Below are 23,022 nucleotides of genomic sequence, written 5' to 3' on the forward strand. Positions count from 1 at the left end.
GAGTCGACGGGGACCTCGCGGCTCGAGCCGTCCCGGGTGGTGATCGTGACCTAGTCCCTTCCCGGAGGTGTGCGGACGGAGTGCGCTCCCGCGTCAGTCGGCGAAGATCGCGCCGACCGGCTCGCGCTTCTCGGCCTGGAAGCGGTCCTCGGCGCGGCCGAGAGCCCAGTAGGCCGAGAGCGAGAGCGCCCGGCGCTCCACGCCCCACTCGTCCTGCAGGAGGGCGCGCAGCTGCTTCATCGCGGTGCGCTCGCCGTGCGCGAAGACCTCGAGCACGCCCTCGGGCCTCGGCTCGGCCCGGACGGCCGCGACCAGCGCCCGGCCGGCCTCGAGACCGCCGCGGTGCAGCCAGCGCACCTCCACTCCGGCCGGAGCGGGAAGATCGAGCTCGTCGGCGGCCGAGTCGACCTCGATCAGGACCAGGCCGCGCGCGTGCGCGGACATCCCCTCGAGGGCGGAGGCGATCGCCGGCAGAGCGGAGTCGTCGCCGAGCAGCAGGTGCACGGCCTCGGGGTCGGCGCTCGGCGACCAGGCGCCGCCGGGCGCGGAGAGGGCGATCCGGTCGCCGGGAGCCGCGGCGAGCGCCCACGGTCCCGCCACTCCCTCGTCCCCGTGCACGACGAAGTCGACGGCGATCGAGCGCCGCTCGAGGTCGACCGAGCGGACGGTGTAGGTGCGGCGCACGGGCAGCTGCTCGGGGGCGACGCTCGCCCGGAGCGCGTCGAGGTCGAAGGGCGGCTGGAGGTCGGAGCCGCGCGGCGGGAGCAGGAGCTTCACGTAGCGGTCGGTCGCGGCGAGGCGCTCGGGGTCGGACTCGGCGAGGAACGCGTCGAGCCCGTCGCCGCCGAGGTGCACGCGGACCAGGTGGCCGGTGAGGCGCTCGGTCCGCAGCACGGTGAGCACGTGCTGGCTGCGGGCGCGGCGCGGGCGGTCGGGGGACGGGGCGGCGTCGGTCATCCGTCCAGCATGCCCGGTCGTGCTCGGTGCGGGCCGAGTGCAGGCCGCTCGCGGACGGGCGCCGAGGGGTCACGAACGGTCGCTTCGGAAGGACGGAAGGAGCCGTTCGCGACGCATCGGAGCAGGCCGCGGCGAGGCCGGGACGTCGCGGCGGCGCCGAGCGCGAGGCGGCGGCGCGGGCGCGCGTGCGGACGAGCGGGCGCCGACGGGTCACGAACGGTCGCTTCGGAAGGACGGAAGGGACCGTTCGTGACGCATCGGAGCAGGCCGCGGCGAGGCCGGGACGTCGCGGCGGCGCCGAGCGCGAGGCGGCGGCGCGGGCGCGCGTGCGGACGAGCGGGCGTCGAGGGGTCACGAACGGTTGCTTCCGACGGGTGGAGGGGACCGTTCTCGACGCATCGGAGCGGGCCGGGGGCACGGCCGGGACATCCGGCGCCCAGCGCGAGGCGGCGGCGCGGGCGCGCGTGCGGACGAGCGGGCGTCGAAGGGTCACGAACGGTCGCTTCGGGAGGACGGAAGGAGCCGTTCGTGACGCATCGGAGCAGGCCGAGGGCACGGACGGGGCATCGCGGCGGGGATCCGCGCGAGGCGGCGGCGCGGGCGGGCGCTGATCCGTCGCTCACGGCCCGCGGAGGAGCGCAGGACGGGCCGTCCGCGACGGATCGGAGCGGGCCGGACGCCGCTGGGCGCCGCATGCGGAGCGAGCGCGGGCCTGCCGGAAGGCGCCGGGCGTCGATCCGTCACGAACGGCCCGTGCGGGAGGACGGAACGGGCCGTCAGCGACGGATCGGAGCGGGCGGCCGGAGGCCCGGGCCGACGGAGCGGAGCGGACAGCAGCGCACGTGGGCGGGGCGGGCGGCGCCGCGCCCGGTCAGCGACGGGTGGGAGCGGGCCGCCGGAGGCCCGGACCGACGGAGCGGAGCGGACAGCAGCGCACGTCGGCGGAGCGGGCGGCGCCGCGGCCGGTCAGCGACGGGTGGGAGCGGGCCGCCGGAGGCCCGGACCGACGGAGCGGAGCGGACAGCAGCGCACGTCGGCGGAGCGGGCGGCGCCGCGGCCGCCCGTGGGCGGGGCGGCCGGCGCCGCGGCCGACGGCCCGGCGGACGGCCGGTGGCACGAGGTGCGCTCGCGCGGGGCGCGGCGGCGGGGGCGCGCCTACTCTCGCGGGATGACTGCGACGGCTCCGCAACTCCGGCACGACCGACTGGTCGCCCCCGACGTGCTGCGCGGAGTGGCGGTGGCGGCCATGCTCGTCGCGCACGCGATGCCGCTCGTGCCGAGCGCGCGCACGGGGGTCGTCGGGTTCCTGGCGTGGAACGTCAACGATCTCGCGTCGCCGCTGTTCGCGCTGGTGATGGGGATGTCGGCGGCCCTGGTGCTCGCGCGGCCCGGTGCCTCGCCCGGGCGGGTGCTGCTGCGGAACGCGATCCGCGGCGCAGTGCTCGTGGCGCTCGGCGTCTGGCTCGAGACCTGGGGCAGCTGGATCGCGATCGTGCTGCAGTACCTCGGCGTCGTGCTCGTACTCGGCACGCCGCTGCTCCTCCTCCGCTCCCGGACGATCGCCGCGCTGGCCGCCGTGCTCGCGCTCGCCGCCGGGCCCGTGAACGCCGCGGTCGCCGCCGCCGCATCCGGCTCTCCGCTCGCCCTCTGGCTCTTCACCGGGCCGAGCTACCGCGCGACCAACCTGCTCCCCTTCTTCCTCCTCGGCGCCCTGCTGCTGCGGCACGGCGCGCAGCGCGACCGGCTGCTGCCGGTGCTCGCGGCGGTCGCGGTCGTCGCGTACCCGGTGCGGCCGCTGGTCGCGCTCCTGCTCGGCGTGGAGTCGCCCTCCGGCAGCCTCCCGGACACCCTGCACGACCTCGGGCTCGTGCTCCTGGCCTACGTCGCGGTGGTGCTGTCGACCACGTCGCGCTCCCCCGCTGTCCAGCGGCTGCTGGTGCCGCTCCGGGCGATCGGCACGCTCGCGCTCTCGGTCTACGTGCTGCAGGTGGCTCTCGTCGCGGCGCTCGCGCGGGCGGGCCTCGGCTACTCCGCCGACACTCCGCTCGCCGCTCTCGCCCTCGTGCTCGGGCTGTGCGCGGCCGCCGTGCTGTGGTGGCGGTTCCTCGGTGCGGGTCCCGTCGAGCGGCTGACGGCGCGGCTCACCGGGCTCGTGCCGCGCTGAGCCGCCCGGCCGCCCGGCTGGGTCCGCGGCGAGGACCTGAGCCCGCTGCGGTCCGCGGCGAGCTCGCCTGAGCTCGCGTCGGACCGCGGCGACCCCGGCTGAGCCCCCGACACCCGACGGCCCGCGCACGGGCCGCCGGGCGTCCCCTCCCTCAGCGCGCGAGCGCCGACGCCTCCTTGACGAGGGCCGGACCGTGCGCCGCGAGCACCAGGTCCCGAACCGCGGTGGCCGGGAGCGACGCGGCTCCGGCCGGCAGCAGGTCCGCGTCCGAGGCCAGCACGAGCGGAGTGTCCGCCGACGAGGACGGCAGCCTCCCGTGCGTGCCGCGCACGAGCGACGCGTCCAGGGGCACCAGGTTCATCGCGTAGCGCAGCCCCAGCGCCTTCTTGGCGAGGTTGCCCGCCGCCTTCGCCTTCACCAGAGGGTCGGCCGGATCGAAGAAGAGCTCGGCCGGGTCGTAGCCGGGCTTGCGGTGGATGTCGACGCCGCGGGCGAAGTCGGGCGCGCGGTCGTCGTCGAGCCAGTAGTAGTAGGTGAACCACGCCCCCGGCCGGGCGACCACGACGAACTCGCCCGAGCGCTCGTGGTCGAGGCCGTAGCGGGCCTGCGCCTCCCGGTCGAGCACCTCGTCGACGCCGTCGAGCCCCTCGAGGATCGAGCGCACCCGCGGCAGGTCCGCCGCGTCCTGCACGTAGACGTGCGCGACCTGGTGGTCGGCGACGGCGAACGCGCGCGACGTCCACGGGTCCAGCTGCTCGCGGCCGTCCTGCACGTAGACCTCGAGCAGGCCCTCGCGGCGGAGCGCCCGGTTCACGTCGACCGGAGTGTCGGCGTCGGCGATCCCGTACTCGGCGACCACGATCACCGACGCGCCCACCGCCTCCGCGTCGTCGAGCAGCGGAGCGAGCACCACGTCGAGCTCCGACGCGGCCCGGCGCGCCTCGGGCGAGTCCGGTCCGAAGCGCTGGAGGTCGTAGTCGAGGTGAGGCAGGTACGCCGTGGTCAGCTCGGGCGGTCCGGAGCCGTCGCCCGCCAGCACGTGCCGGGTCGCGTCGACCATCCACTGGGTCGAGCGGAGCGACGCGGTCGGCCCCCAGTACTGGAACAGCGGGAAGGCGCCGAAGCGCGAGACCAGCTCGTCGTGCAGCGCCGGCGGGCGCACGTACGCGTCCGGCGACTTGCGGCCGTCGGCGTGGTAGATCGGGCGCGGAGTGACGGTGACGTCGGTCGACGCCCCCATCGCGTACCACCAGCCGATGTTGGCCGCGCGGTAAGGCTCCCCGCTCAGCCGGCGTGCGGTCTCCCAGACCTTCTCCCCCGTGACCAGGCGGTTGTGCTGGCGCCACAGGTGCACCTCGCCGAGGTCGCGGAAGTACCAGCCGTTGCCGACGATCCCGTGCTGCGCGGGCATCGAGCCGGTGAGCATGGTCGACTGCACGCTGCAGGTGACCGCGGGCAGGACCGTGTCCAGCGGCAGGCGCCCGCCCCCGCGGGCAAGCCGCGAGAGGCGGGGCATGTCGGCGAGCGCCGTCGAGGTCAGCCCGACCACGTCGAGCAGCAGCACGGGCCTCACAGCGCCGCCGCCTGCGGGAGGAGGGGCGCCAGCAGCGCCTCTCGGGAGGCGGGCGTGAGCAGGTGCGCGGCCGCCCAGGCGAGCTCGGCGCCGATGCCCGTCGAGAGGTCGCTCGGGGCGTCGGCGAGCACCGACCAGGTGTAGGTCTCGACGTCGAGGTGGATCTCGTCGTACGGCCAGGCGGCGTCGACCGCCGAGACCGCCTCCGCCAGGACCGCCGTGGTGGCCGAGAGCGGCGCCTCCGGCCGGTGGTGCAGCGGCACGTGGAAGTGCACGCGCCACGGGCCGGTGCCGGGGAGCGTGTCCAGCGCCTCGGGCAGGTCGTCGACGCGGAGCACCCCGTCGATCCCGTTCTCGCGGGTCTGGTGCAGGTAGCGCTTCTCGACGAACGGGGTGAGCGCGGCGCGGCCCGAGGGGTCCTCCAGGTGGAGCGCGGCCGAGGCCTGCACCTTGACCACGCGCAGGCCCGCGTCGCGGATGCGGCGGACGGCCGAGACCGGGTCGGCGAAGGAGACGGCGAGGTGGCAGGTGTCGAGGCACACGCCCACGTACGCCGGGTCGACCACTCCGATCCGCGGGTGCAGCCAGTCGACGACGTCGTCCACGGTGTCGAGGATGCAGCCGGGCTCGGGCTCGATCGCCAGGCGGATCGCGTGGCCCGTGGAGCGGCGCAGGTCGCGCAGCTCCTCGACGAGCCGGGCGAGGTTCCGGCAGGCGGCCTCGTCCTGCTCCCGCCCCCAGCCCTCGCGCCAGCCCAGCGGCAGCGTCGAGATGCTGCCATCGGCGCCGGCGGGCAGCAGGTCGGCCAGGATCCGCGCGCAGTCGATCGTGTACTGCAGGCGCTCCGGCGTGGTCCAGTCGGGGCGGTAGACGTCGAGCTTCACGACCTCGGCGTGGAACGCGGCGTACGGGAACGCGTTGAGCGTGCGCACCTCCAGGCCGTTGCGCTGCAGGGCCGCGCGGAGGACGGCGCGGTCCTCGGCGCTGGCGACCAGGCGGGCCGCGAGGTCGCGAGGGATCCACAGGCCGACTCCGACCAGGGCGAGCCCGGCGGCCACGCGCGCGGGTCCGGCGTAGACGTCGAGCTGGCGGACGACTCCGGCCAGGTCCTCGGCGGGATGGACGTTGGTGCAGTAGGAGAGGTGCATCACACGACCTCCGCCACGCGCGGGGCGCCCCGGAGCACGGAGTTGCCCTCGAAGGTGCGGCCGGCCGACTCCTGCACGTCGAAGCCCGCGACGGGCGAGAGGTCCAGGCGTCCGCTCTGCCCGTAGAACTCGACCGGGTTCTGCCAGAGCAGCCGGTCGACGTCGCCCGCGCTGAAGCCGGCGACGAGGAGGAGGCGGCCGGTCTTCGCGGTCGTGAGCGGGTCGGAGCGGCCCCAGTCGGCGGCGGAGTTGACCAGCACGTGGTCCAGCCCGATCCGCTCGACCAGCGTCACCAGGCGGGTCTCGTCCATCTTCGTGTCGGGGTAGATGGAGAAGCCCATCCAGCAGCCGGAGTCGCGGACCGCGTCGACGGTGACCTCGTTGAGGTGGTCGACGAGGACCCGCCCGGGCTCGAGCCCCGAGTCGGCGACGACCTCGAGGGTGCGGCGGGTGCCCGACTCCTTGTCGCGGTGCGGAGTGTGCACCATCGCGGGGAGGCCGTGCTCGCCGGCGAGCTCGAGCTGCTGGCGGAAGACCTGGTCCTCCTCGGGGGTGAGCGAGTCGTAGCCGGTCTCGCCGACCGCGACGACGCCGTCCTTGGCGAGGTAGCGGTCGAGCTCGGGCAGGACGGCCCGGCAGCGCGGGTCGTTCGCCTCCTTCGGGTTGAGCCCGATGGTGCAGTGGTGGCGGATGCCGAACTGCGCGGCGCGGAAGCGCTCCCAGCCGATCAGGGCGTCGAAGTAGTCCGTGAACGAGCCGACGTTCGTGCGCGGCTGGCCGAGCCAGAAGGAGGGTTCGACGACCGCGCGGACGCCGGCGTCGAACATCGCCTGGTAGTCGTCGGTGGTGCGGGAGGTCATGTGGATGTGCGGGTCGAAGATGCGCATCGTCGCGCCTTTCTCATCGGTGGTGGTGCCCCGCGGTCGGGGCGGCGTTCGGGGGCGGTCAGCTCGGCAGGAGCACCGCCAGATCGTCCGGGAGCGGGCGCCCGGCCGCGCGGCGCTCGTCGGCGAAGCGGCCGGCCATCGCGCGCAGCTCGGCGTCGCTGCGCTCCTCCAGCCCGGCGACCGCTGCGAGCGGGACGCCGAGGAAGACGAGCTTGAGCACCCCGTGCCGCCAGGCGTGCGCATCGAGGTGGCGGCGGGCGAAGGAGCCCATCGCCGCGGCGACGAGCCGGGTGTCGTTGGCGCGCAGGGCGTCGGCGGTCAGCTCGAGGCCGGCGAGGGTCGTCGCCGGTCCCGGGTCGCCGAGGGCGTTCAGCCCGGCCAGCACTCCGCGGCGCTCGGCGCCGTCCCCGCCCCGGTAGAGGCGGAGGAGGAGAGCGGCCAGGTCGTCGTCGCCGAGCGCCTGCGCGGCGGCCTGCACCAGGGCGGCGCGGGCCGCGTCGTCGTGCGTGCCGTGGACGAGGCCGTGCGGGTCCTCGGCGGGCCGGAGCGGCTCGCGTCCGGCCTCGCGGCCCGCGGCGGGGAAGAAGCGCTCGATCCGCGACGGGCGCTCGAGGACGGCGGAGCGGGCGGCCGCGGTCCACGGGTGCTCGGCGTGCGAGGAGGCGCCGCCGAGCGCCTCCTCCATCGCCGCGAGGCTCGCCACGGCCAGGCGGGGCGCGTCGTGCGAGTGCCGGGGCAGCTCGACGGCGGCGATCCCGCGGTAGCCGATCTCGGCGAGGGTCGCGAAGGCGGCCGCGAGGTCGAGCGATCCGGTGCCGAGCTCGAGGTGCTCGTGCCGCTCCGGGAGCATGTCGTCGACCTGCACGTTCAGCAGCAGGTCCCCGGCGCTGCGGAGGGCTCCGACCACGCCGTCCGGCTCCACCACGACGCAGTGGCCGAGGTCGACCGTCAGCCCGACCGACTCCGGATCGCCGAGCTCGCGGCGCAGCAGCAGCGCGTCGGCCACCGTCTCCACCAGCATCCCCGGCTCGGGCTCGACGGCCAGCCGCACGCCGTGGCGCTCGGCCGTCGCGACGACGCCGCGCATGCGCTCGACGAGCAGCCGCCAGGCAGCGGCCGCATCGGCGCCCGCCGGCACGACCCCCGACCAGAGGGAGACGGCGTCGGCGCCCAGCAGCGCGGCGATCTCGATCGCGCGCTCGAGGAAGCGGACCCGGGGGCCGGCCTCCTCGTCGACCAGCGTGGGGCGGTGCTTCGCGAACGGGTCGAGCAGGTACCGCGCTCCCGTCTCGACGACCACGCGCAGGCCCAGCTCGTCGAGCCGCGACCGGAGCGCCAGCGTCCGCTCGCGCCAGTCGGCCGCGAAGGGATCGAGGTGCGGGTGCCCGAGGGTGAGCGCGACGGCGCGGTACCCCGCGGCGTGGATCACCGTGAGCGCGTCGTCGAGGGTGTGGTCGGCGAAGCCGTTGGTGCCGTAGCCGAGGACGGGTCCGGTGGCGCTCATGTGATGTCCGCCGTCCGCGGGCGGCGGAGCAGGAGGGAGCCGAGCGCGTCGAGCGCGAGCAGCGCCGCCCCCAGCTCGGGACGCTTCAGGCCGGCGAGCGCGGCCTGCAGCGGGATCATCCCGGTGATGCCCGCGCGGGTGGCCGTCCGCGCGGCCGCGGCCGTCGGCGTCCGCACGGACTGCAGCTGCGCGGTGAGCACGAGCAGGAGCCAGCGCCCGAGGCCCGCGGCGACGACCGCGGCGGGGGCGGCCCGGCGCTCGGCCAGAGCGCCGGCCGCGGTGGACAGCGCGATCGCCGCGGTGCCGGCCGAGACCGCTCCCGCCGCGACCGGGGTGGTGCCGTGCACCTCGCCGCGTGAGAGCACGGTGACGCCGAGCGTGTGCGCGGCCACGGCGGCGGAGGCGGGGGCCGCCGCGCGCACGCCGTCGACGCCCGCGCCGAGCAGCACGTCGAGACCGCGGCAGGCCGCCATCACGACCGGGCCCAGCGGAGTCGGCTTCGCGAGCAGGTCGTACGACCAGATCCCGGCCGCGAGCGGCAGCGAGAGCGCGAGCGAGCGCCGCCCGTCCACGACGGCCGCCACGGCGATCCCCGCCGCGGTCAGCGCGGCCGCCGCGCCCAGCGCCGCCGAGCGCCGGATGCGCCCCGAGGGGATCGGCCGCTCGGGCCGCTCCCGGGCGTCGAGCTCGGCGTCCGCGTAGTCGTTGAGCGCCATGCCCGCCGAGTAGAGCAGCGCCGAGGACAGCGGGAGCGCGACCGTGCGCGCTCCCACTCCGCGGCCCGCCCACGCTCCGCCCGCGACGGAGTCGCCGATCACGGTCAGCGCGGCCTTCGCGCGGACGAGCTCGAGGTAGTCGCGCAGCTCAGCCATCGCTCCGCGTCCCGCTCGTCACCGGGGTGCGGCGCTCGGCGACGAGGGCGCCGGTGCGGGCGGACCAGGCCACCAGCTCCGCCGTCTGCTCGGCGAAGCCGTGCACGTCGCTGCCCCACGGGTCCTTGAAGAAGAAGCCGAGCTCGCCGACGGGACCCGAGACGCCGGCCTCGTCCGCGAGCGCCAGCAGGCGGGCGAGGTCGAGGATCAGCGGCGCCGCGAGGGCCGAGTCGTACGCCGACCAGATCGTCTGCACCGTGATCCGCGAGCCGAGGAAGCCCTCGGCGTGCACGTGGTCCCAGGCGGTCTTGACGTCGCCGAGGTCCGGGACGTTGTCGATGTGGAGCGGAGTGACGACGTCGTCGCCGAGGAGGCTGCGGAGTCCGCGGTTCTTCGAGACGAGCTTCGAGCGCACCGCCTCCGGGTCGGCGAGGGTCTGCCCGTCGCCGCCCCCGAGGAGGTTCGCGCCCGCCCACGAGAGCACGCGCATCCCGCGCGCCGTGAACATCGGCGCGAGCACGCTGCGGAGCAGGGTCTCCCCCGTCTTGCCGTCCTGGCCGGCGATCGGGATCCCGGCCTCGGCGGCCCACTCCTCCAGGGCCGGCAGGGCCAGCGCGGTCGAGGGAGTGAAGCAGGCGTAGGCCGCGCCCGCGACGACGGCCGAGAGGGCGGCGATCGAGCTCGGCGGCAGGAGGCGCTCGCCCGGACGCGCCAGGGCGGCGCGCAGAGCGGCGAGGTCGTGGAACTCGGGACGGTCGGCCGGCAGCACCTCGGTCGAGGCGACGTCGATCACGACGATCCGGGCGAGGCCGTGGCGCTCGCGGAAGGCGACGATGTCGGCGGCCCGGCGGTCGATCTCCTCCTGCTGCGACGCGGCGTCGGCGGGGGCGAGGCGGATCTCGGCGTCGGTCGCGTCGATCCGGTCGGCCACCTCGGCGACGACCGAGGTCGGGAACATGCCACCGGCCGCGAGGCCCGTGGCCTTCTCGAGCAGCGGGGTCGGCGAGACGTCGTGGCCGCCGATGACGATGTCGGCGAACCCGGCGAGCGGGACGTCCTCGAAGGCGGGGGTCGCGGTGGCGCAGCCCGAGCTGGGCGCGGCTCCGGCGGCGATGGCGTGCAGGCCCACGGAGGCCGTGGTGGCGACGCTGCCCCGGGCCCCGATCAGCCAGAGGCCGATGCGCCCGCTCGATCGGGGGGCGCCTGTGGTGGTGGTGTCGGACGAGGTCATCGTTCTCTCCTGTCTGGAAGGGCTGGCTGAGCGGCGATCGTCGGGGCGCACCCGGGCGATCGGAGTGGGGAGGGGCCTCGGCCGGGCGCGCGTCGCGCCTCCGGCCGGCCGTGTTGCGCAGGACCCGCACGCAGGGCCCGCCGAGATTGCGCGACCGTGCGTCGACTGGTTTCCTCAGGTGTGCTGTCCCCCGAACCCGTCCTCCGGGCCGAGAGAAGGAGCTGAGCGTGGCCGAGCGCGCGGGTACCGCGACCGGCGACATGCTGAGGCTGTTCGCCGACGGTCGGCCGCGCACCCGCGCCGAGCTGGTCGAGGAGACGGGCCTCGCGCGGACCGCGGTGATGACGCGCCTGGAGCAGTTCTTCGACCTCGGACTGATCGCGCACCTCGACCGCGCTCCGTCGACCGGCGGCCGCCCGTCCGCGCGCCTCGTCTTCGACCCGGCCGTCCGCTCGCTCCTGGCCATCGACCTGGGCGCGGCGCACTCGACCATCGCGCTGACCGACTTCGACGGCCGCATCATCGCCGAGCGCCGCGAGGAGCTCGACATCGCGCAGGGCCCCGTGGCGGTGCTCGGGCACGCGCTCGACGTCTGCGACGGGATCCTCGCCGCGGCCGGGGTCGACCGCACCGCCCTCGCGGGCATCGGGGTCGGCGTGCCCGGCCCGGTGGAGCACGCGAGCGGCCGCCCGGTGCGCCCGCCGATCATGCCCGGCTGGGACGGCTTCGACATCCCCGCCTTCGTGCGCCGGCGCTACGACACCACGGTGCTCGTCGACAACGACGTGAACCTGCTGGCGCTCGGCGAGCGGGCCTCGCGGTTCCCGCACGCCCTCGACCTGATGTTCGTGAAGGTCGGCACCGGCATCGGCGCGGGCATCGTCTCGTCCGGGCTGCTCCAGCGCGGAGCCCTCGGCTCCGCCGGTGATCTCGGCCACGTCCAGGTGCCGCGCACGGCCCCGGCCGCGGCGGGCGGTCAGGAGGGGGACCTCGAGGCGGTCGCGGGCGGCTCCGCTCTGGCCGCCGGGCTCGCCCGGGCGGGCCGCGACGTGCAGTCGGTGCGCGAGCTGATCGACCTGCTGAAGGCGCGCGATCCCGAGGCCGTGGAGGCGGCGCGGATCGCGGGCCTCCAGCTCGGCGAGGTGCTGGCCACCTGCGTGAGCCTGCTGAACCCCTCCGTCATCGTGCTGGGCGGCGCGGTCGCCCTCGCCAGCCCGGAGATCCTGACGGCCGTGCGCTCGGTGATCGACGAGCGCTCCCTCCCCCTCGCGACGCAGCGGCTCGACGTGGTGACCGCCGAGCTGGGCGGCAGCGGGGGCGTGCGCGGTGCCGCGCTGATGCTGCGCGGGCACCTGCTCAGCCCCGCCGTGGTGGACGGCTTCCTCGACCAGCTGCGCGCCGAGGGGCGGGCGGTCCGCTAGAGCGGCGGCCGCGCGCCCGGAGGCGGCGGGCCGCGCCGGCGCGATCCCCCGCGGACCGCGTCGGCCGCACCCGGTCAGGAGCGGACCTCCGCGCGGTCGGCGTCCTCCGGCTGGGCACCGAGAGCGGCGGCGACGGCGGCGTCGATGCGCGCCTGCTCCCCCGCGGCCCGGCGGCGGCGGCGGACGACGGTCAGCACGATGAGCCCGATGAGCAGGGCGAGGAGGAGCACGGCGCTCCACGGCACGGCCGCGGCCGAGGTCTCGGCGGTGGCGACCGGCACGTCGGGGACGACGACGGCGGAGTCGGCCTGCGCGGCCTGGTCGGCGGTGACGACGGTGCCCGAGAGCGCGGCGCGGGCGGTCGCGACGAAGAGCGGCCAGACTCCGGCGACGGTCACGGTGCGCGAGACGGAGGTTCCGGGGAGGAGCTCGGGCAGTGGCTCCGGGTCGGTCGCGGACACCGGCGCGAGGCCGAAGAGGCCGGCGACGCTGATCTCGGCGCCCGGCGCGATACGGGTGTTGCCCGCGTTGGTCACGGTGTAGTCGACGGTCGCGGAGCCGGGGGCGAAGGGGTTCCAGCCGCCCTGGTACGAGACGGCGAGGCCGTCGATCGACAGGCGCGGGGCGAGCTCGCCGCCGACGCGGAGGTACATGCGCGAGCCCAGGCGCCGGTCGACCGAGACTCCGGTCTCGCCCTGCACCAGGATCGAGGAGACGACGCCCGCGGCGTAGTCGCCCGGGGTCACGTCCTCGGGGACGACGACCTCGAACGGGACCTGCACGCTCTCGCCGGCGGGCACGGTGACCTCGGGCTCGGGGAACGCGATCCAGCTGCCGAGCTGCGTCGAGGGCTCCGCGGCGGGGAGCAGGTCGAGCTGGCCGGCCTCGGTGATGAAGCCGTCGGAGCCGTAGACGCGGAACGTCTGCTCCTCGTCGTCGTAGTTGGAGACGATCAGGGCGTCGCTGAGGCGGCCGCCGGGATCGAGGGCGTACGCGTAGTTCGGCCGCTCGCTGCCCTGCTCGGTGTCGGCGGGGCGCACCCCCCAGGTGACCGGCGTGGAGGCGGGATCCGCCTCCTGGGCACCCGCCTGAGCCGAGAGGCCGCCGGCTGCGAGGAGCGTCATCAGCAGCAGGGCGGCGGTGGTGCGGGAGGTGCGTGGCATGAGCGACATCGATCAGGCTTCCGTTGCAAGGGGGGATGCCTCCCCGCGGGACGCCGCTCCGGTACGCGGCACGCCGAGCGGGGCGGACCGGAGTGGCGTCTCGCGGGGAGACGGGGGGAGGGTGGGGCGGCCCGGAGGCCGCCCCACCGGTGCTAGCCGAGCGCGGTGAGCGTCAGCGTCGCGGTGTAGGTGCCGGTTCCGACCGAGAGCGGGAGCTTCAGGTCGAGGTCGGCGCCCAGGACCGAGGATCCGGTCGGGTGCTGCGCCGCGGCGGAGCCGAGGACGCGGGGCGTGGCGAGGCCGTTGCCCGAGTCGAACCCGGAGGGGACGGCTGCGCCGGCGACGGCCCCGCCCGTGTTCTCCAGGACCTCGGGGGTCCAGCCGAGGTGCTTGCCCGAGAACGTCTTCTCGCCGGAGCGGAAGTCGCTCAGCTGGCCGGTGACCGACCAGGCCGGGCCGTTGAGGCGGGTGTCGGTCACGCGGACCGGCACGAGCTCACCGGAGGCGGCGAAGTGGTCGCCCTGCTCCTCGGCGACGCCGAGGTTCACCAGGTTGCTGGTGCCCTCGAGCGTCCAGGTCAGCTCGCCCTTGTTGGCCTCGGGGACGATGACGGCCACGGCCTGGTCGCCGGCCGCCGCAGCGCCCGCCGCCGTTCCCGTGAAGGTGCCGTCGACTCCGGCGGCGGTGTTGCCCGCGCCGAAGTTGACCGCCGGCGCGTTGTCGGCGAGCGCGATGCGCCCGCCGACCGTCGAGCCCGCGAGCTGGACGTTGCCGGAGTTGCCCGAGAGCGTGAGGTTCCCGCCCACCGTGTTGCCGAGGGCCGAGGCCGAGCCGTCCTCGTTCGCGCCCAGGAGGACGCCGCGCGAGGAGCCGGTGACGGCGAGCGAGCCGCCGACGATGGCGCCCTGCACGTTCACGCCGAAGTCGCTGCCGGCGAAGGTGGCGTCGCCGCCGACGCTGGTGCGGTCGACGTCGACGTAGTTCGCCGCGTCGGTGCTGACCGAGCCGTCGACCGAGAGGTCGCTGAACTCGACGTCGATCCCGCCGGCCTCGACCATGCCGCCGACCGTGAGGTCGCGCAGGTAGAGGAAGCCGTTGCGGCTGCCGTCCGAGAACGACACGACGTCTCCGCCGACGCTGGTGCCGTCGATCGAGATGCCGTACGCGTCGGTGCCGATGACGTCGCCGCCGATGGTCGCCGAGGTGGCGTCCAGCCAGGCGTCGTCGCCGACGATGACGTTGCCGGTGACGGTCACGTTGCCGAGCACGCAGGTCTGGCCCGCGCCGACGTTGAGGTCTCCTGTGATCGTCTGGTTCCCGAGCTCGGTGGTGCAGTCCGTCGTCGCCGCGAAGGCGGACGGTGCGGCGACCATCGCGAGGGAGGCGGCCGCGAGGACCGCCGTGGGCGTCTTCCACTTCATGGGGGTTCTCCTCGGTGCGCTCGTGCGCGTCGTGCTGGTGGTGGTGCTGTCGGTGCGGCGCGCGCGGCGCGGGGTGCGCTCAGCCACGGAGCGCAGCGATCGCGGAGTAGCTGCGGGAAGCGGCCTCGAGGGAGTTCCCCGTGCTCGGCGGCGTCGCCAGCGTGGGAGCGGTGTCCTGCTCCCAGACGCCGAAGCGCTGGCCGCGGTCGCGCAGCTCCGAGAGGAACGCCTGGTAGGGCAGGTTGCCCGCGCCGAACTCGACGATGTCGTAGCCGTTGGTGTTGGCGTTGTTCGTCTTGCCGTCCTTGAGGTGCAGGATCGGGTAGCGGCGCGGGTTGCGCTTGATGTAGTCGAGCGGCTCGAAGCCCGGGTAGAGCTTCTTGCCGACGTACGCCCAGTAGACGTCCATCTCGAGGTACACGTGACGCGGGTCGGTGTTGTCGTAGAAGAGGTCGTACAGGCGGGTCTTGGGGTCGTCCGTGGCGAACCCGAACTCACCGGCGTGGTTGTGCTGGTAGAGCTTCATGCCCGCGGCCGAGACCTGCTGGCCCCACTTGTTCCACTCCTCCGCCGCGGCGAGGTAGCCCGCCTTGGTGTTGACGTTGGTGGGCGCGTTGCCGGTGCCGAGGTGCGGCGTGCCGAGGATCTGCGCGATCTCGATCTGCTTGCCCAGCTCCGAGCGGAGGAGGTTGGTGCCGACGTGCGAGCCGACGGCGCGGAGGCCGTTGTCGTCGAGCAGCTGGCGGATCTGCTGCGGCGTGATCGCCCCGACGTTGCCCTGGGTGTACCCGGCGAACTCGATCTCGCTGTAGCCGATGCGGCCGAGCTCCTCGAAGACGGCCCGGAAGCCGAGCGACGAGACCTTGTCGCGGACGCTGTAGAGCTGGATGCCGATGCGGTTGATCGGGACCAGGCGCGTGGATCCGGACGAGGGCGCGGGGGCGGCCGTGGCGGGCGCCGCGAGGGCTCCCGCTCCGACGCCGACCGCGACGGTCGATGCGGCCAGGGCCGTCATCAGCGAGCGCCGGCTCATCGGCTTGGCCGTGATGGATGCGTGGTGGTGGTGCATCATTTCTCCTTCGAAATGGCAGATGGTGCAGGGGGTGGGGGGCCGGCCGGCCCGGTCGAGCCGGCCGGCCCCTGCGCGAGGGCTACTGCTGGACGGTGAGGTTCAGCAGCGCCGACGCGGCGTTGGTGTCCGCCGTGGCGGTGTGGGTGACGGTCAGCTTGTAGCTGCCCGCCGCGAGCTTCGGGAGCGTCACCACGACGTGCCCGTTCTCGTCGAGGGTCCCGGTGAGCATCGCGACGGTGGAGAGGTTCCTCTTCACCATCACGCTCACCTGACCGGTGCCGGCGACACCCGTCGAGGACTTCGCGTCGACCGTGACCTGCGCGCTGGCGCCCGGCTTGACCGGGTTGGGCGAGACGGTCGCGGTGAGCTCCGAGGCGGCCTTCGAGACGATCAGGCGGGCGGTGCCCTCCGAGGCCTTGAAGGTGGCGTCCGAGCCGTACGCCGCACGGAGGGTGTGGGTGCCGGCGCCGAGGGTCTTCGGCAGGGCGAAGGTCGCCTTGCCGTCCTTCAGCGTCGCGCGGCCCAGCTCGGTGGCGCCCTCGTAGAGGACGACCTCTCCGCCGGGGTTCCCACCCTGACCGGTGACCGTGACGGTCGCCTCGCCCGGTGCCCCGAAGGTCACGCGGGGAGCCGAGAGCGCCACGGTGGTGGTCGACGCGGCGGTCGGGGCGTTCGCCGCGGCCAGGTCGATCGTGAACTTCACCGTGCCGACCGCCGAGACGTTGCCGCCGGTGTCGGTGGCGCGGTACTGGATCGTCCGGGCGCCGTTCGTGGTGAACGGGACCGTGTACGCGCCGTTGACGGCGCGGACCGTGGTCCACGTCGTGCCGTTGTCGGCGGAGTACTGGACGGTGGAGAGCGCTCCGTTGTCCGTGGCGGTGAGGCCGAGGGTCACGGGCTTGTTGTAGACGCCGCCGACGCCCGCAGGCGCTGCCGGGTCGAGGGTCGCCGCGACGGTCGGAGCCGTCTTGTCACCGGCGCCGACACCCTGGAAGGTGAGGGAGTCGAGCGACAGGCCGCTGGGCGAGGTCACGTAGAGCGAGCCGGTGCCGCGGGGGACGTTGGTGCCGAAGGGGACGAGGACGTCCTTCCAGCCGGCTCCCGCGGGGATGGTCGCCGTTCCGAAGGGCGCTGCGTCGGCAGCGTTCCAGCGGAGGTCGACGGTGCCCTCACCGGTGGCGCGGACCACGACGCCGGTCAGGTTGGCGAAGTTCACCGGGTCCCAGCGCAGGAAGGATCCCGCACCGAGTCCGCTGACGGCGTTGCCGCCGCTGGCGGTGGTGTCCGCGTAGGGCAGGACGCCCTCACGGGCGGCGTGCTCCGCCTCCTGCGTCTTCGGGTTCAGCCGCAGCGTCGCCTCGGCCGCAGCCGGGGGCAGGCCGTTGAAGCCGCCGTCCGTGTAGGTCACGACGACGGTGCCGTACAGCAGCGCGCCGGGGCCGTGCTCGGGCGAGTCCTTGGACGTCGGGAACGCTCCCTTGGCACCGGTGCCGGTGACCTCGGGGTGGGCGTGCTCGTCGTGGCCGAGGCCGTAGGTCCAGCCCACGCGGCTGCTGACGATCTGGTCGCCGTCCTCAGCGTCCTTGCCGGTCACCTGGTAGGGGATCGCGTCGCCCCAGCTGAAGAACGAGCCGTTGCCGGGCGTCTGGATCTGGATCTGCGGCGCCTGGTTGCCGACCGAGATGACCCGCGAGGTCAGGCTGAACTTGCCCTTGGCGTCGGTGACGCGCAGACGGGCCGTGAACTGTCCGAGCTCGGTGTAGGTCTTCTTGACGGTCACTCCGGTGGCGTCGAAGGTGCCGTCGCCGTCGAAGTCCCAGTCGTAGGTGAGTGCGTCGCCCTCGGGGTCGGTCGATCCCTTGGCGTCGAACGTGACCTCGAGCGGGGTCTGCGAGGCGGACAGGGGGGTCGCGGTGAAGCGGGCCTGCGGCGCCTTGTTGCCCTCGGCGTAGTCGATCCGGTACAGGCCCGCGTCGGGGTTGGCGCGGAAGAATCCGTCGCCGTACTCGATCACGTACATCGACCCGTCGGGGCCGAACTCCATGTCCATCGGGTTGTCGTGGATCGGCTGCGCGGCCTGGCTGAGCGCCGCGTTGGGGAGGAAGTCCTCGATGTGCGTGACCGCGCGGTCCTCATCGAGCGTGAACGCCGCGATGTAGTCCTGCGAGAACTCGCCGAAGAAGGTCTTCTTGTCCCAGTACTCCGGGAACTTCGACGTCGAGGTGTTGTCCGCGTCGAAGTGGTACACCGGTCCGCCCATGGGGCCCTGGCCGGTGCTGGTTCCGAAGTTGACGAGCTCGTCGAACGGCTGGTCGCCGGGGTTGTCGCCGTAGTAGACGGTCGCCGCCTTGGCGTCCGGGATGTCGACGAGGCCGGTGTTCCAGCGCGAGTTGTTCTTCAGGTTCTCCGGGTCGAAGAAGCCGCGGGGCGTCGACGTCTCGAAGTTCCACTCGTTGTACGGCGCGTTGGGTCCGTGGACGTAGGGCCAGCCGGAGTTGTGCGGCTCGTCCAGTCCGGTCGCGTTCCACTCGACGAGGCCCATCGGGCCGCGGACGCCGTCGGCCGCAGCGGCCTTCGTGGCGTCGGGGCCGTAGTCGCCCCAGGAGAGGGTGTTCGTCTCGGCGTCGACGTCGATCTTGAACGGGTTGCGGACGCCCATCACGAAGATCTCGGGGCGGGTCTTCTCGGTTCCCACCGGGAAGAGGTTGCCCTCGGGGATCGTGTACGAGCCGTCCTCCTGCACGGTGATCCGGAGGATCTTGCCGCGGAGGTCGTTCGTGTTGCCGGCGCCGCGACGCGAGTCGAAGCCCGGGTTCATGCGGGGCGCGTCGTTGTTCGGCGCGAAGCCCGCGGCACCCGGAGCGCTCGCCGGCGTGTTGTCGCCGGTGGAGAGGTACAGGTTGCCGTCGGCGTCCCAGTCGAAGTCGGCACCCACGTGGCAGCACTGCCCGCGCTGGGTCTCGATGTCGATGATCTTCTGCTCGCTCGCGAGGTCGAGGCCCGAGCCGGTCCACTTGAACCGGGAGAGGCGGTTGATGCCCTTCCACTGGTCCCAGTAGCTGTCGGTCGCGCCCTCGGGCAGCATGTTCGGGGCCGCACCGGTCGGGGTGTTCCCGGGGGGCGCGTAGACGAGGTAGACCCACTTGTTCTCGGCGAAGTCGGGGTCGATGCCGACGGACTGCAGCCCGTCCTCCGAGTTCTGGTACACGGGGATCGTGTTGACGACACGGGTGGTGCCGGTCTTGGGGTCGGTGTGGCGGATCTCGCCGTTCCGAGCGGTGTGGAGGACCGACTTGTCCGGGAGGACGGCCAGGTCGAGGGGCTCGCCGACGTTCTTCGTCAGCAGGACCTTCTCGTAGTTGCTCCAGTCGAGAGCGGATGCTCCGCCCTCGGAACCGTGGTCCACTCCGTCGTGGGCCGAGGCGGGCAGGCCGAGGGCGGTGAGTCCGGAGACCGTCACCATCCCGGCGATGCCGAGTGCGAGAAGACGCCTGATGCTTCTTCTCGAGGATCGCTTACCATTCATGCGTGATGTGATTCCTTCAATGAGGTGTTCATCGCAGAGGCCGGGTCCGTCGCTGTCCGCACGACTGAGCGGATCCGGTCTCCTCCTGTCCGGCCCTGGGGCCGGTGTCTTGCACTCCTCCTCCTCTCGCGGATGCCGGTGGCGCTGCGCTGCGGGTCGTCAGTGATCCCGGGGCGGCGCCGAGGTGGGGGCCGGCGCGGGATGGTTCCCGCGCCGACCCGGGCTGGTGGGGCCGATCAGGACTCGAAGGCCGAGGGCAGGTACTCGGAGACGTTGTCCTTGGTGACGACCGGCGCGAAGAGCTGGATCTGGCGCGGGACGCCGAGCGAGCTGGTGTCGGCCATCGACTTGTTCTGCTCGACGAGGCGGGCGAGCTTGATGCCGTCCGCGGCCTGGGTCGAGGGGTAGACGACCGTGGCCTTGACGACGGAGTCGTCGGCCTCGATCGCGCGCATCACGTTGGCCGAGCCGGCGCCGCCGACGAAGAGGAACTCGTCGCGTCCGGCGGTGTCGATCGCCGCGAGGACGCCGACGCCCTGGTCGTCGTCGTGGTTCCAGATGGCGTCGAGCTTCGGCGCGGCCTGGAGGAGGTTGGCCGCGGCCTGCTCTCCGCCCTGGACGGTGAAGTCGGCGGCGACGCGGTTGTCCACGTCGAGTCCGCAGCCCTCGAGCGCGTCCGAGAAGCCCTGGCTGCGCTCCTGGGTCAGCGGGAGGGAGTCGATGCCGGCGATCTCGGCGACGACGGCGTCGGGGTTGTCGCCGAGCTCCTCGCAGATGTAGGTGCCGGCGCTGACGCCCATGCCGTAGTTGTCGCCGAGGATGGTCGACCGGGCGGCGAAGGGGCTGGAGAACTCGCGGTCCACGTTGATGACGGTGATGCCCGCCTCCATCGCCTGGGTGGCGACCTGCGTGAGCGCCGCTCCGTCGATCGGCAGGAGCACGATCGCGTCGACGCCGTCGTTGATGAAGGTCTCGACCTGGCTGATCTGGAGGTTGACGTCGTTGGTGCCCTCCGCGGTGCGGAGCTCCACGTCGTCGTACTTCTCGGCCTCGGCGATGGCGGCGCGGCTGACCGCGCCCATCCAGCCGTGGTCGGCGGCGGGAGCGGTGAAGCCGATGACGACGTTGTCGCCGGAGGCGTCGTTGTCCGAGGCGGCCACGGCGGCGGCGGTCCCGCCGGAGGCGGCGTTGCCGGTCTCGACCGGGGCGTTCGAGATGCAGCCGGTGAGCATCAGCGCGACGGCGCCGAAGGCGACGCCGGCCGAGCCGAGTCGGGCGGTGCGGGAGAGGCGGCTGCGGGTGAAGGGGCGTGCGGGCATGGAAGTGATCTCCTTCGATCGATCCGAGGGGTCCGAGGGCACACGTGTCCTGCGGAGAGGTGACCTGGGTGGTCGGGTGGGTTGCTGTGTGTGGAGGAGCGGGGCCGGAGCCCCGGGGTCAGGACTTCCTGCCGCGGGCGGCGAACCGCTGCTGCAGCAGGACGGCGGCGACGATGATCGCGCCCTTCGCGACGGCCTGAGTCGAGGTCGACATGTTGTTCTGCGTGAACACGTTGGTCAGGGTCGTGAAGATGAGGACGCCGAACACGGTGCCGACGATGGTGCCGCGGCCGCCGGCCAGCAGCGTGCCTCCGACGACGACCGCCGCGATGGCGTCGAGCTCGTAGAGGAGGCCGTTGGTCGAGCTTCCGGCGGTGGTGCGGGCGAGCATCATGACGGCGGCGATGCCGGCGGTGAGCCCGGCGAGGCCGTAGACGTACATGGTGTGACGGCGGACCTTGATGCCTGCGAGACGGGCCGCCTCCGGGTTGCCGCCGACCGCGATGGTGCGGCGGCCGAAGGTGGTGCGGTTGAGCAGGATCCAGCCGGCGACGGCGACGACCACGAAGATCAGCACGAGCACCGGGATGCCGAGCACGTCGGCGCGGAAGAAGTCGAGGAACGGCGTGACCGTGACGACCTGCGTCTGGCGGTTCGAGATCAGCTCGGCGAAGCCGCGGGCGGCGACGAGCATCGCCAGGGTCGCCATGAAGGCGACGACCCGGCCGTAGGCGATCAGCGCGCCGTTGATCAGGCCGCAGACGAGGCCGACGACGACCGCGGTGAGCACGATCACCAGCCAGGAGGTGTTGGCCGCGTAGTACTGGGTCGAGACCGTGCTCGCCCAGACCGTCGCGAGCCCCATCACGGAGCCGACCGAGAGGTCGATGCCGCCGGAGGTGATGACGAAGGTCATGCCGATGCTCAGCACGCCGATGACGGCGGCGAGGCGGAGGATCGTGAGCACGTTGTCGACGCTGGCGAAGCGCTCCCCCGCGGTCGCGAATCCGACGATGCAGAGGATCACCAGCGCGAGCAGCAGCCCGACGTTGCGGCCGAGGGAGCCCTGCATGAGGCGGGCGATCCCGGAGCGGGAGTCCTTCGAGGGCACGCCCCCGGAGGAGCCTCCCGTCGCGGCCGACGCGTGACGGGCGGCGTCCTCCTGCGGACCGCCGATCGACGGCGACGCGGTGTCGAGCTGTCCGCTCACGCTGCACTTCCTTCCATGACGAGATCGAGCACGCGGTGCTCGTCGATCGAATCGGCCGGGCCCTCGTGGACCACGGCGCCGTCGGAGATCACGAGCACTCGGTCGGAGAGTCCGAGGACCTCGCCGATCTCGCTGGAGACCACGAGCACGGCGGCGCCGTTGGTCGCGAGGTCCCTGATCAGGGTGTAGATCTCGGCCCGTGCGCCGACGTCGACCCCGCGGGTCGGCTCGTCGAGCAGCAGGACGCGGCAGCCGCGCACGAGCCAGCGGGCGAGGAGCGCCTTCTGCTGGTTGCCTCCGGAGAGGGTGCGGGCGTCGCGGTCGACCCCGGAGGGCCGCAGGTCGAGGGAGACCGCCTGCTCGGCCGCCGCCGCGCGCTCGGAGCGCTCGTCGAGGAAGCCGCGCTTGGCGAAGCGGTCGAAGGTCGAGAGGGTGATGTTGCGGTAGACCGGCTCGTCCAGGAGCAGGCCCTGGCTCTTGCGCTCCTCCGGGCAGAGGCCGATGCCGGCGTCGACCGCCGAGGTGACGGATCCGGCGCGCAGGCGCTTGCCCGCCACGCTGACCGTCCCGGTGCTGGCGCGGCGCGCCCCGTAGATGGTCTCGAGGATCTCGGAGCGGCCGGAGCCGACCAGCCCCGCGAGGCCGACGACCTCGCCGGCGCGGATCTCGAGGGAGACGTCCGAGAAGGAGCCCTGCAGGCCCAGCTTCTCGACCTTCAGCAGCGTCTCGGCCTCGACGTCGAGCTCCTGGCGGTCCGGGAAGACGTACTCGACGGCGCGGCCGGTCATCAGGGTGATGAGCTTCGAGGTGGGGGTGTCGGCGACCGCGAGGTTCTGCGCGACGGTCGCGCCGTCCTTGATCACGGTGATCCGGTCGCCGATGGCGCGGATCTCGTCGAGGCGGTGCGAGATGTAGACGATGGCGACGCCGGAGGCGGTGAGCTGGCGCACCACGTGGAAGAGGTTCTCCACCTCCTCGGAGTCGAGCACCGCGGAGGGCTCGTCCATGATGATGACCCGCGCGTCGTGCGAGAGGGCGCGGGCCATCTGCACGATCTGCTTGCCGGCGGCGGAGAGCGTGCCGACCTCGCGGTTCGGCGAGATCTCGGAGTGGCCGAGGCGCTCCATCAGCTCGCGGGTGATCCTCGTGGCCTTCGCCCGGGCGGTGAAGCCGCCGCGGGAGAGCTCGTGGCCGAGGAAGATGTTCTCGGCGACGGAGAGGCCGTCGACGACGTCGAGCTCCTGGTACATCGTCGCGATGCCCAGGGCGAGGGCCGCCGTCGGGGACGGGATCGTGACGACGTTCCCGTCGACGAGGATCTCGCCCTCGGTGGGCTGGTGGGCCCCGGCGAGGGTCTTGATGAGGGTGGACTTGCCGGCGCCGTTCTGGCCGAGGAGGCAGTGCACCTCACCGGGTCGGACATCGAGGTCGACGCCGTCGAGAGCACGGGCGCCGGGGAAGACCTTCACGATGCCGCGCATCTGCAGAAGCAGCTGCTGAGACTCGTCGGAGGTGCGGGGAAGAGGCTGTGCAGCAGTGCTGCGGGGGTCTGCG

The 23,022-nt window shown here is 73.8% G+C and carries 16 protein-coding genes; 2 read left to right on the forward strand and 14 right to left on the reverse strand.

Features of this window, described 5'->3' with window-relative positions; translation table 11 throughout:
* Positions 1-93: 93 nt before the first annotated feature.
* Positions 94-957 carry a siderophore-interacting protein gene (locus tag C5C49_RS06780; protein WP_104273270.1) on the reverse strand — a complete coding sequence of 288 codons (864 nt, stop codon included), beginning with the start codon at positions 955-957 and terminating at the stop codon, positions 94-96.
* Between the two features lie 1,168 nt (positions 958-2,125).
* Between C5C49_RS06780 and C5C49_RS06785 the strand changes: the two genes are divergently transcribed.
* A complete protein-coding gene (locus tag C5C49_RS06785; RefSeq protein ID WP_146084860.1) occupies positions 2,126-3,121 on the forward strand; it encodes a DUF418 domain-containing protein in 996 nt (331 codons plus the stop codon).
* A 151-nt stretch (positions 3,122-3,272) separates the two neighbouring features.
* On the opposite strand, the gene C5C49_RS06790 is transcribed toward C5C49_RS06785, so the two are convergent.
* From C5C49_RS06790 to C5C49_RS06815, 6 genes are read right to left on the reverse strand one after another with little or no spacing between them, the layout of a single operon-like run.
* Positions 3,273-4,694: an alkaline phosphatase family protein gene (locus C5C49_RS06790; RefSeq protein WP_104345747.1), complete on the reverse strand. Its 1,422-nt coding sequence runs from the start codon at positions 4,692-4,694 to the stop codon at positions 3,273-3,275.
* Positions 4,691-5,842 (reverse strand): metabolite traffic protein EboE, encoded by a 1,152-nt coding sequence (gene eboE, locus C5C49_RS06795; RefSeq protein ID WP_104222467.1) that lies wholly within the window; start codon positions 5,840-5,842, stop codon positions 4,691-4,693. Before eboE ends, C5C49_RS06790 begins: the two co-directional genes overlap by 4 nt.
* Complete coding sequence (locus C5C49_RS06800; RefSeq protein ID WP_104237950.1) at positions 5,842-6,729, reverse strand: TatD family hydrolase; 888 nt, start codon at positions 6,727-6,729, stop codon at positions 5,842-5,844. Before C5C49_RS06800 ends, eboE begins: the two co-directional genes overlap by 1 nt.
* A gap of 58 nt (positions 6,730-6,787) precedes the next feature.
* The gene (locus C5C49_RS17335) at positions 6,788-8,233 is read right to left on the reverse strand and encodes an EboA domain-containing protein (protein ID WP_104222465.1); all 1,446 of its coding nucleotides are present in this window, start codon (positions 8,231-8,233) and stop codon (positions 6,788-6,790) included.
* A complete protein-coding gene (locus tag C5C49_RS06810) occupies positions 8,230-9,105 on the reverse strand; it encodes an SCO3242 family prenyltransferase (protein ID WP_219814576.1) in 876 nt (291 codons plus the stop codon). The genes C5C49_RS17335 and C5C49_RS06810 overlap by 4 nt, the downstream gene beginning before the upstream one ends.
* Positions 9,098-10,336, reverse strand: a complete 1,239-nt coding sequence (locus tag C5C49_RS06815) for an inositol-3-phosphate synthase (RefSeq protein WP_104345748.1) — start codon at positions 10,334-10,336, stop codon at positions 9,098-9,100. The genes C5C49_RS06810 and C5C49_RS06815 overlap by 8 nt, the downstream gene beginning before the upstream one ends.
* 227 nt (positions 10,337-10,563) lie before the next feature.
* On the opposite strand from C5C49_RS06815, the gene C5C49_RS06820 reads away from it, so the two are divergent.
* Positions 10,564-11,757: an ROK family protein gene (locus tag C5C49_RS06820; protein WP_258068407.1), complete on the forward strand. Its 1,194-nt coding sequence runs from the start codon at positions 10,564-10,566 to the stop codon at positions 11,755-11,757.
* A 74-nt stretch (positions 11,758-11,831) separates the two neighbouring features.
* Here C5C49_RS06820 and C5C49_RS06825 read toward each other — a convergent pair whose 3' ends face one another.
* The 7 genes from C5C49_RS06825 to C5C49_RS06855 form a co-directional block, all read right to left on the reverse strand.
* Positions 11,832-12,920: a hypothetical protein gene (locus C5C49_RS06825; RefSeq protein WP_146081490.1), complete on the reverse strand. Its 1,089-nt coding sequence runs from the start codon at positions 12,918-12,920 to the stop codon at positions 11,832-11,834.
* Positions 12,921-13,072: 152 nt separating this feature from the next.
* The gene (locus C5C49_RS06830; protein ID WP_104226600.1) at positions 13,073-14,341 is read right to left on the reverse strand and encodes a hypothetical protein; all 1,269 of its coding nucleotides are present in this window, start codon (positions 14,339-14,341) and stop codon (positions 13,073-13,075) included.
* 79 nt (positions 14,342-14,420) lie between these two features.
* Entirely contained in the window at positions 14,421-15,410 is a 990-nt protein-coding gene (locus tag C5C49_RS06835; RefSeq protein ID WP_219813126.1) for a sugar phosphate isomerase/epimerase, read from the reverse strand.
* 82 nt (positions 15,411-15,492) lie between these two features.
* The gene (locus tag C5C49_RS06840) at positions 15,493-18,939 is read right to left on the reverse strand and encodes a PQQ-dependent sugar dehydrogenase (protein WP_146083623.1); all 3,447 of its coding nucleotides are present in this window, start codon (positions 18,937-18,939) and stop codon (positions 15,493-15,495) included.
* Positions 18,940-19,175: 236 nt separating this feature from the next.
* Positions 19,176-20,258 (reverse strand): substrate-binding domain-containing protein, encoded by a 1,083-nt coding sequence (locus C5C49_RS06845; protein WP_104345749.1) that lies wholly within the window; start codon positions 20,256-20,258, stop codon positions 19,176-19,178.
* 118 nt (positions 20,259-20,376) lie between these two features.
* Positions 20,377-21,330: an ABC transporter permease gene (locus C5C49_RS06850; protein ID WP_068256795.1), complete on the reverse strand. Its 954-nt coding sequence runs from the start codon at positions 21,328-21,330 to the stop codon at positions 20,377-20,379.
* A gap of 134 nt (positions 21,331-21,464) precedes the next feature.
* Entirely contained in the window at positions 21,465-22,949 is a 1,485-nt protein-coding gene (locus tag C5C49_RS06855; protein ID WP_208543410.1) for a sugar ABC transporter ATP-binding protein, read from the reverse strand.
* Between the last annotated feature and the right edge of the window lie 73 nt (positions 22,950-23,022).

The organism is Rathayibacter sp. AY1E2 (assembly GCF_002932325.1).
GTDB lineage: Bacteria > Actinomycetota > Actinomycetes > Actinomycetales > Microbacteriaceae > Rathayibacter.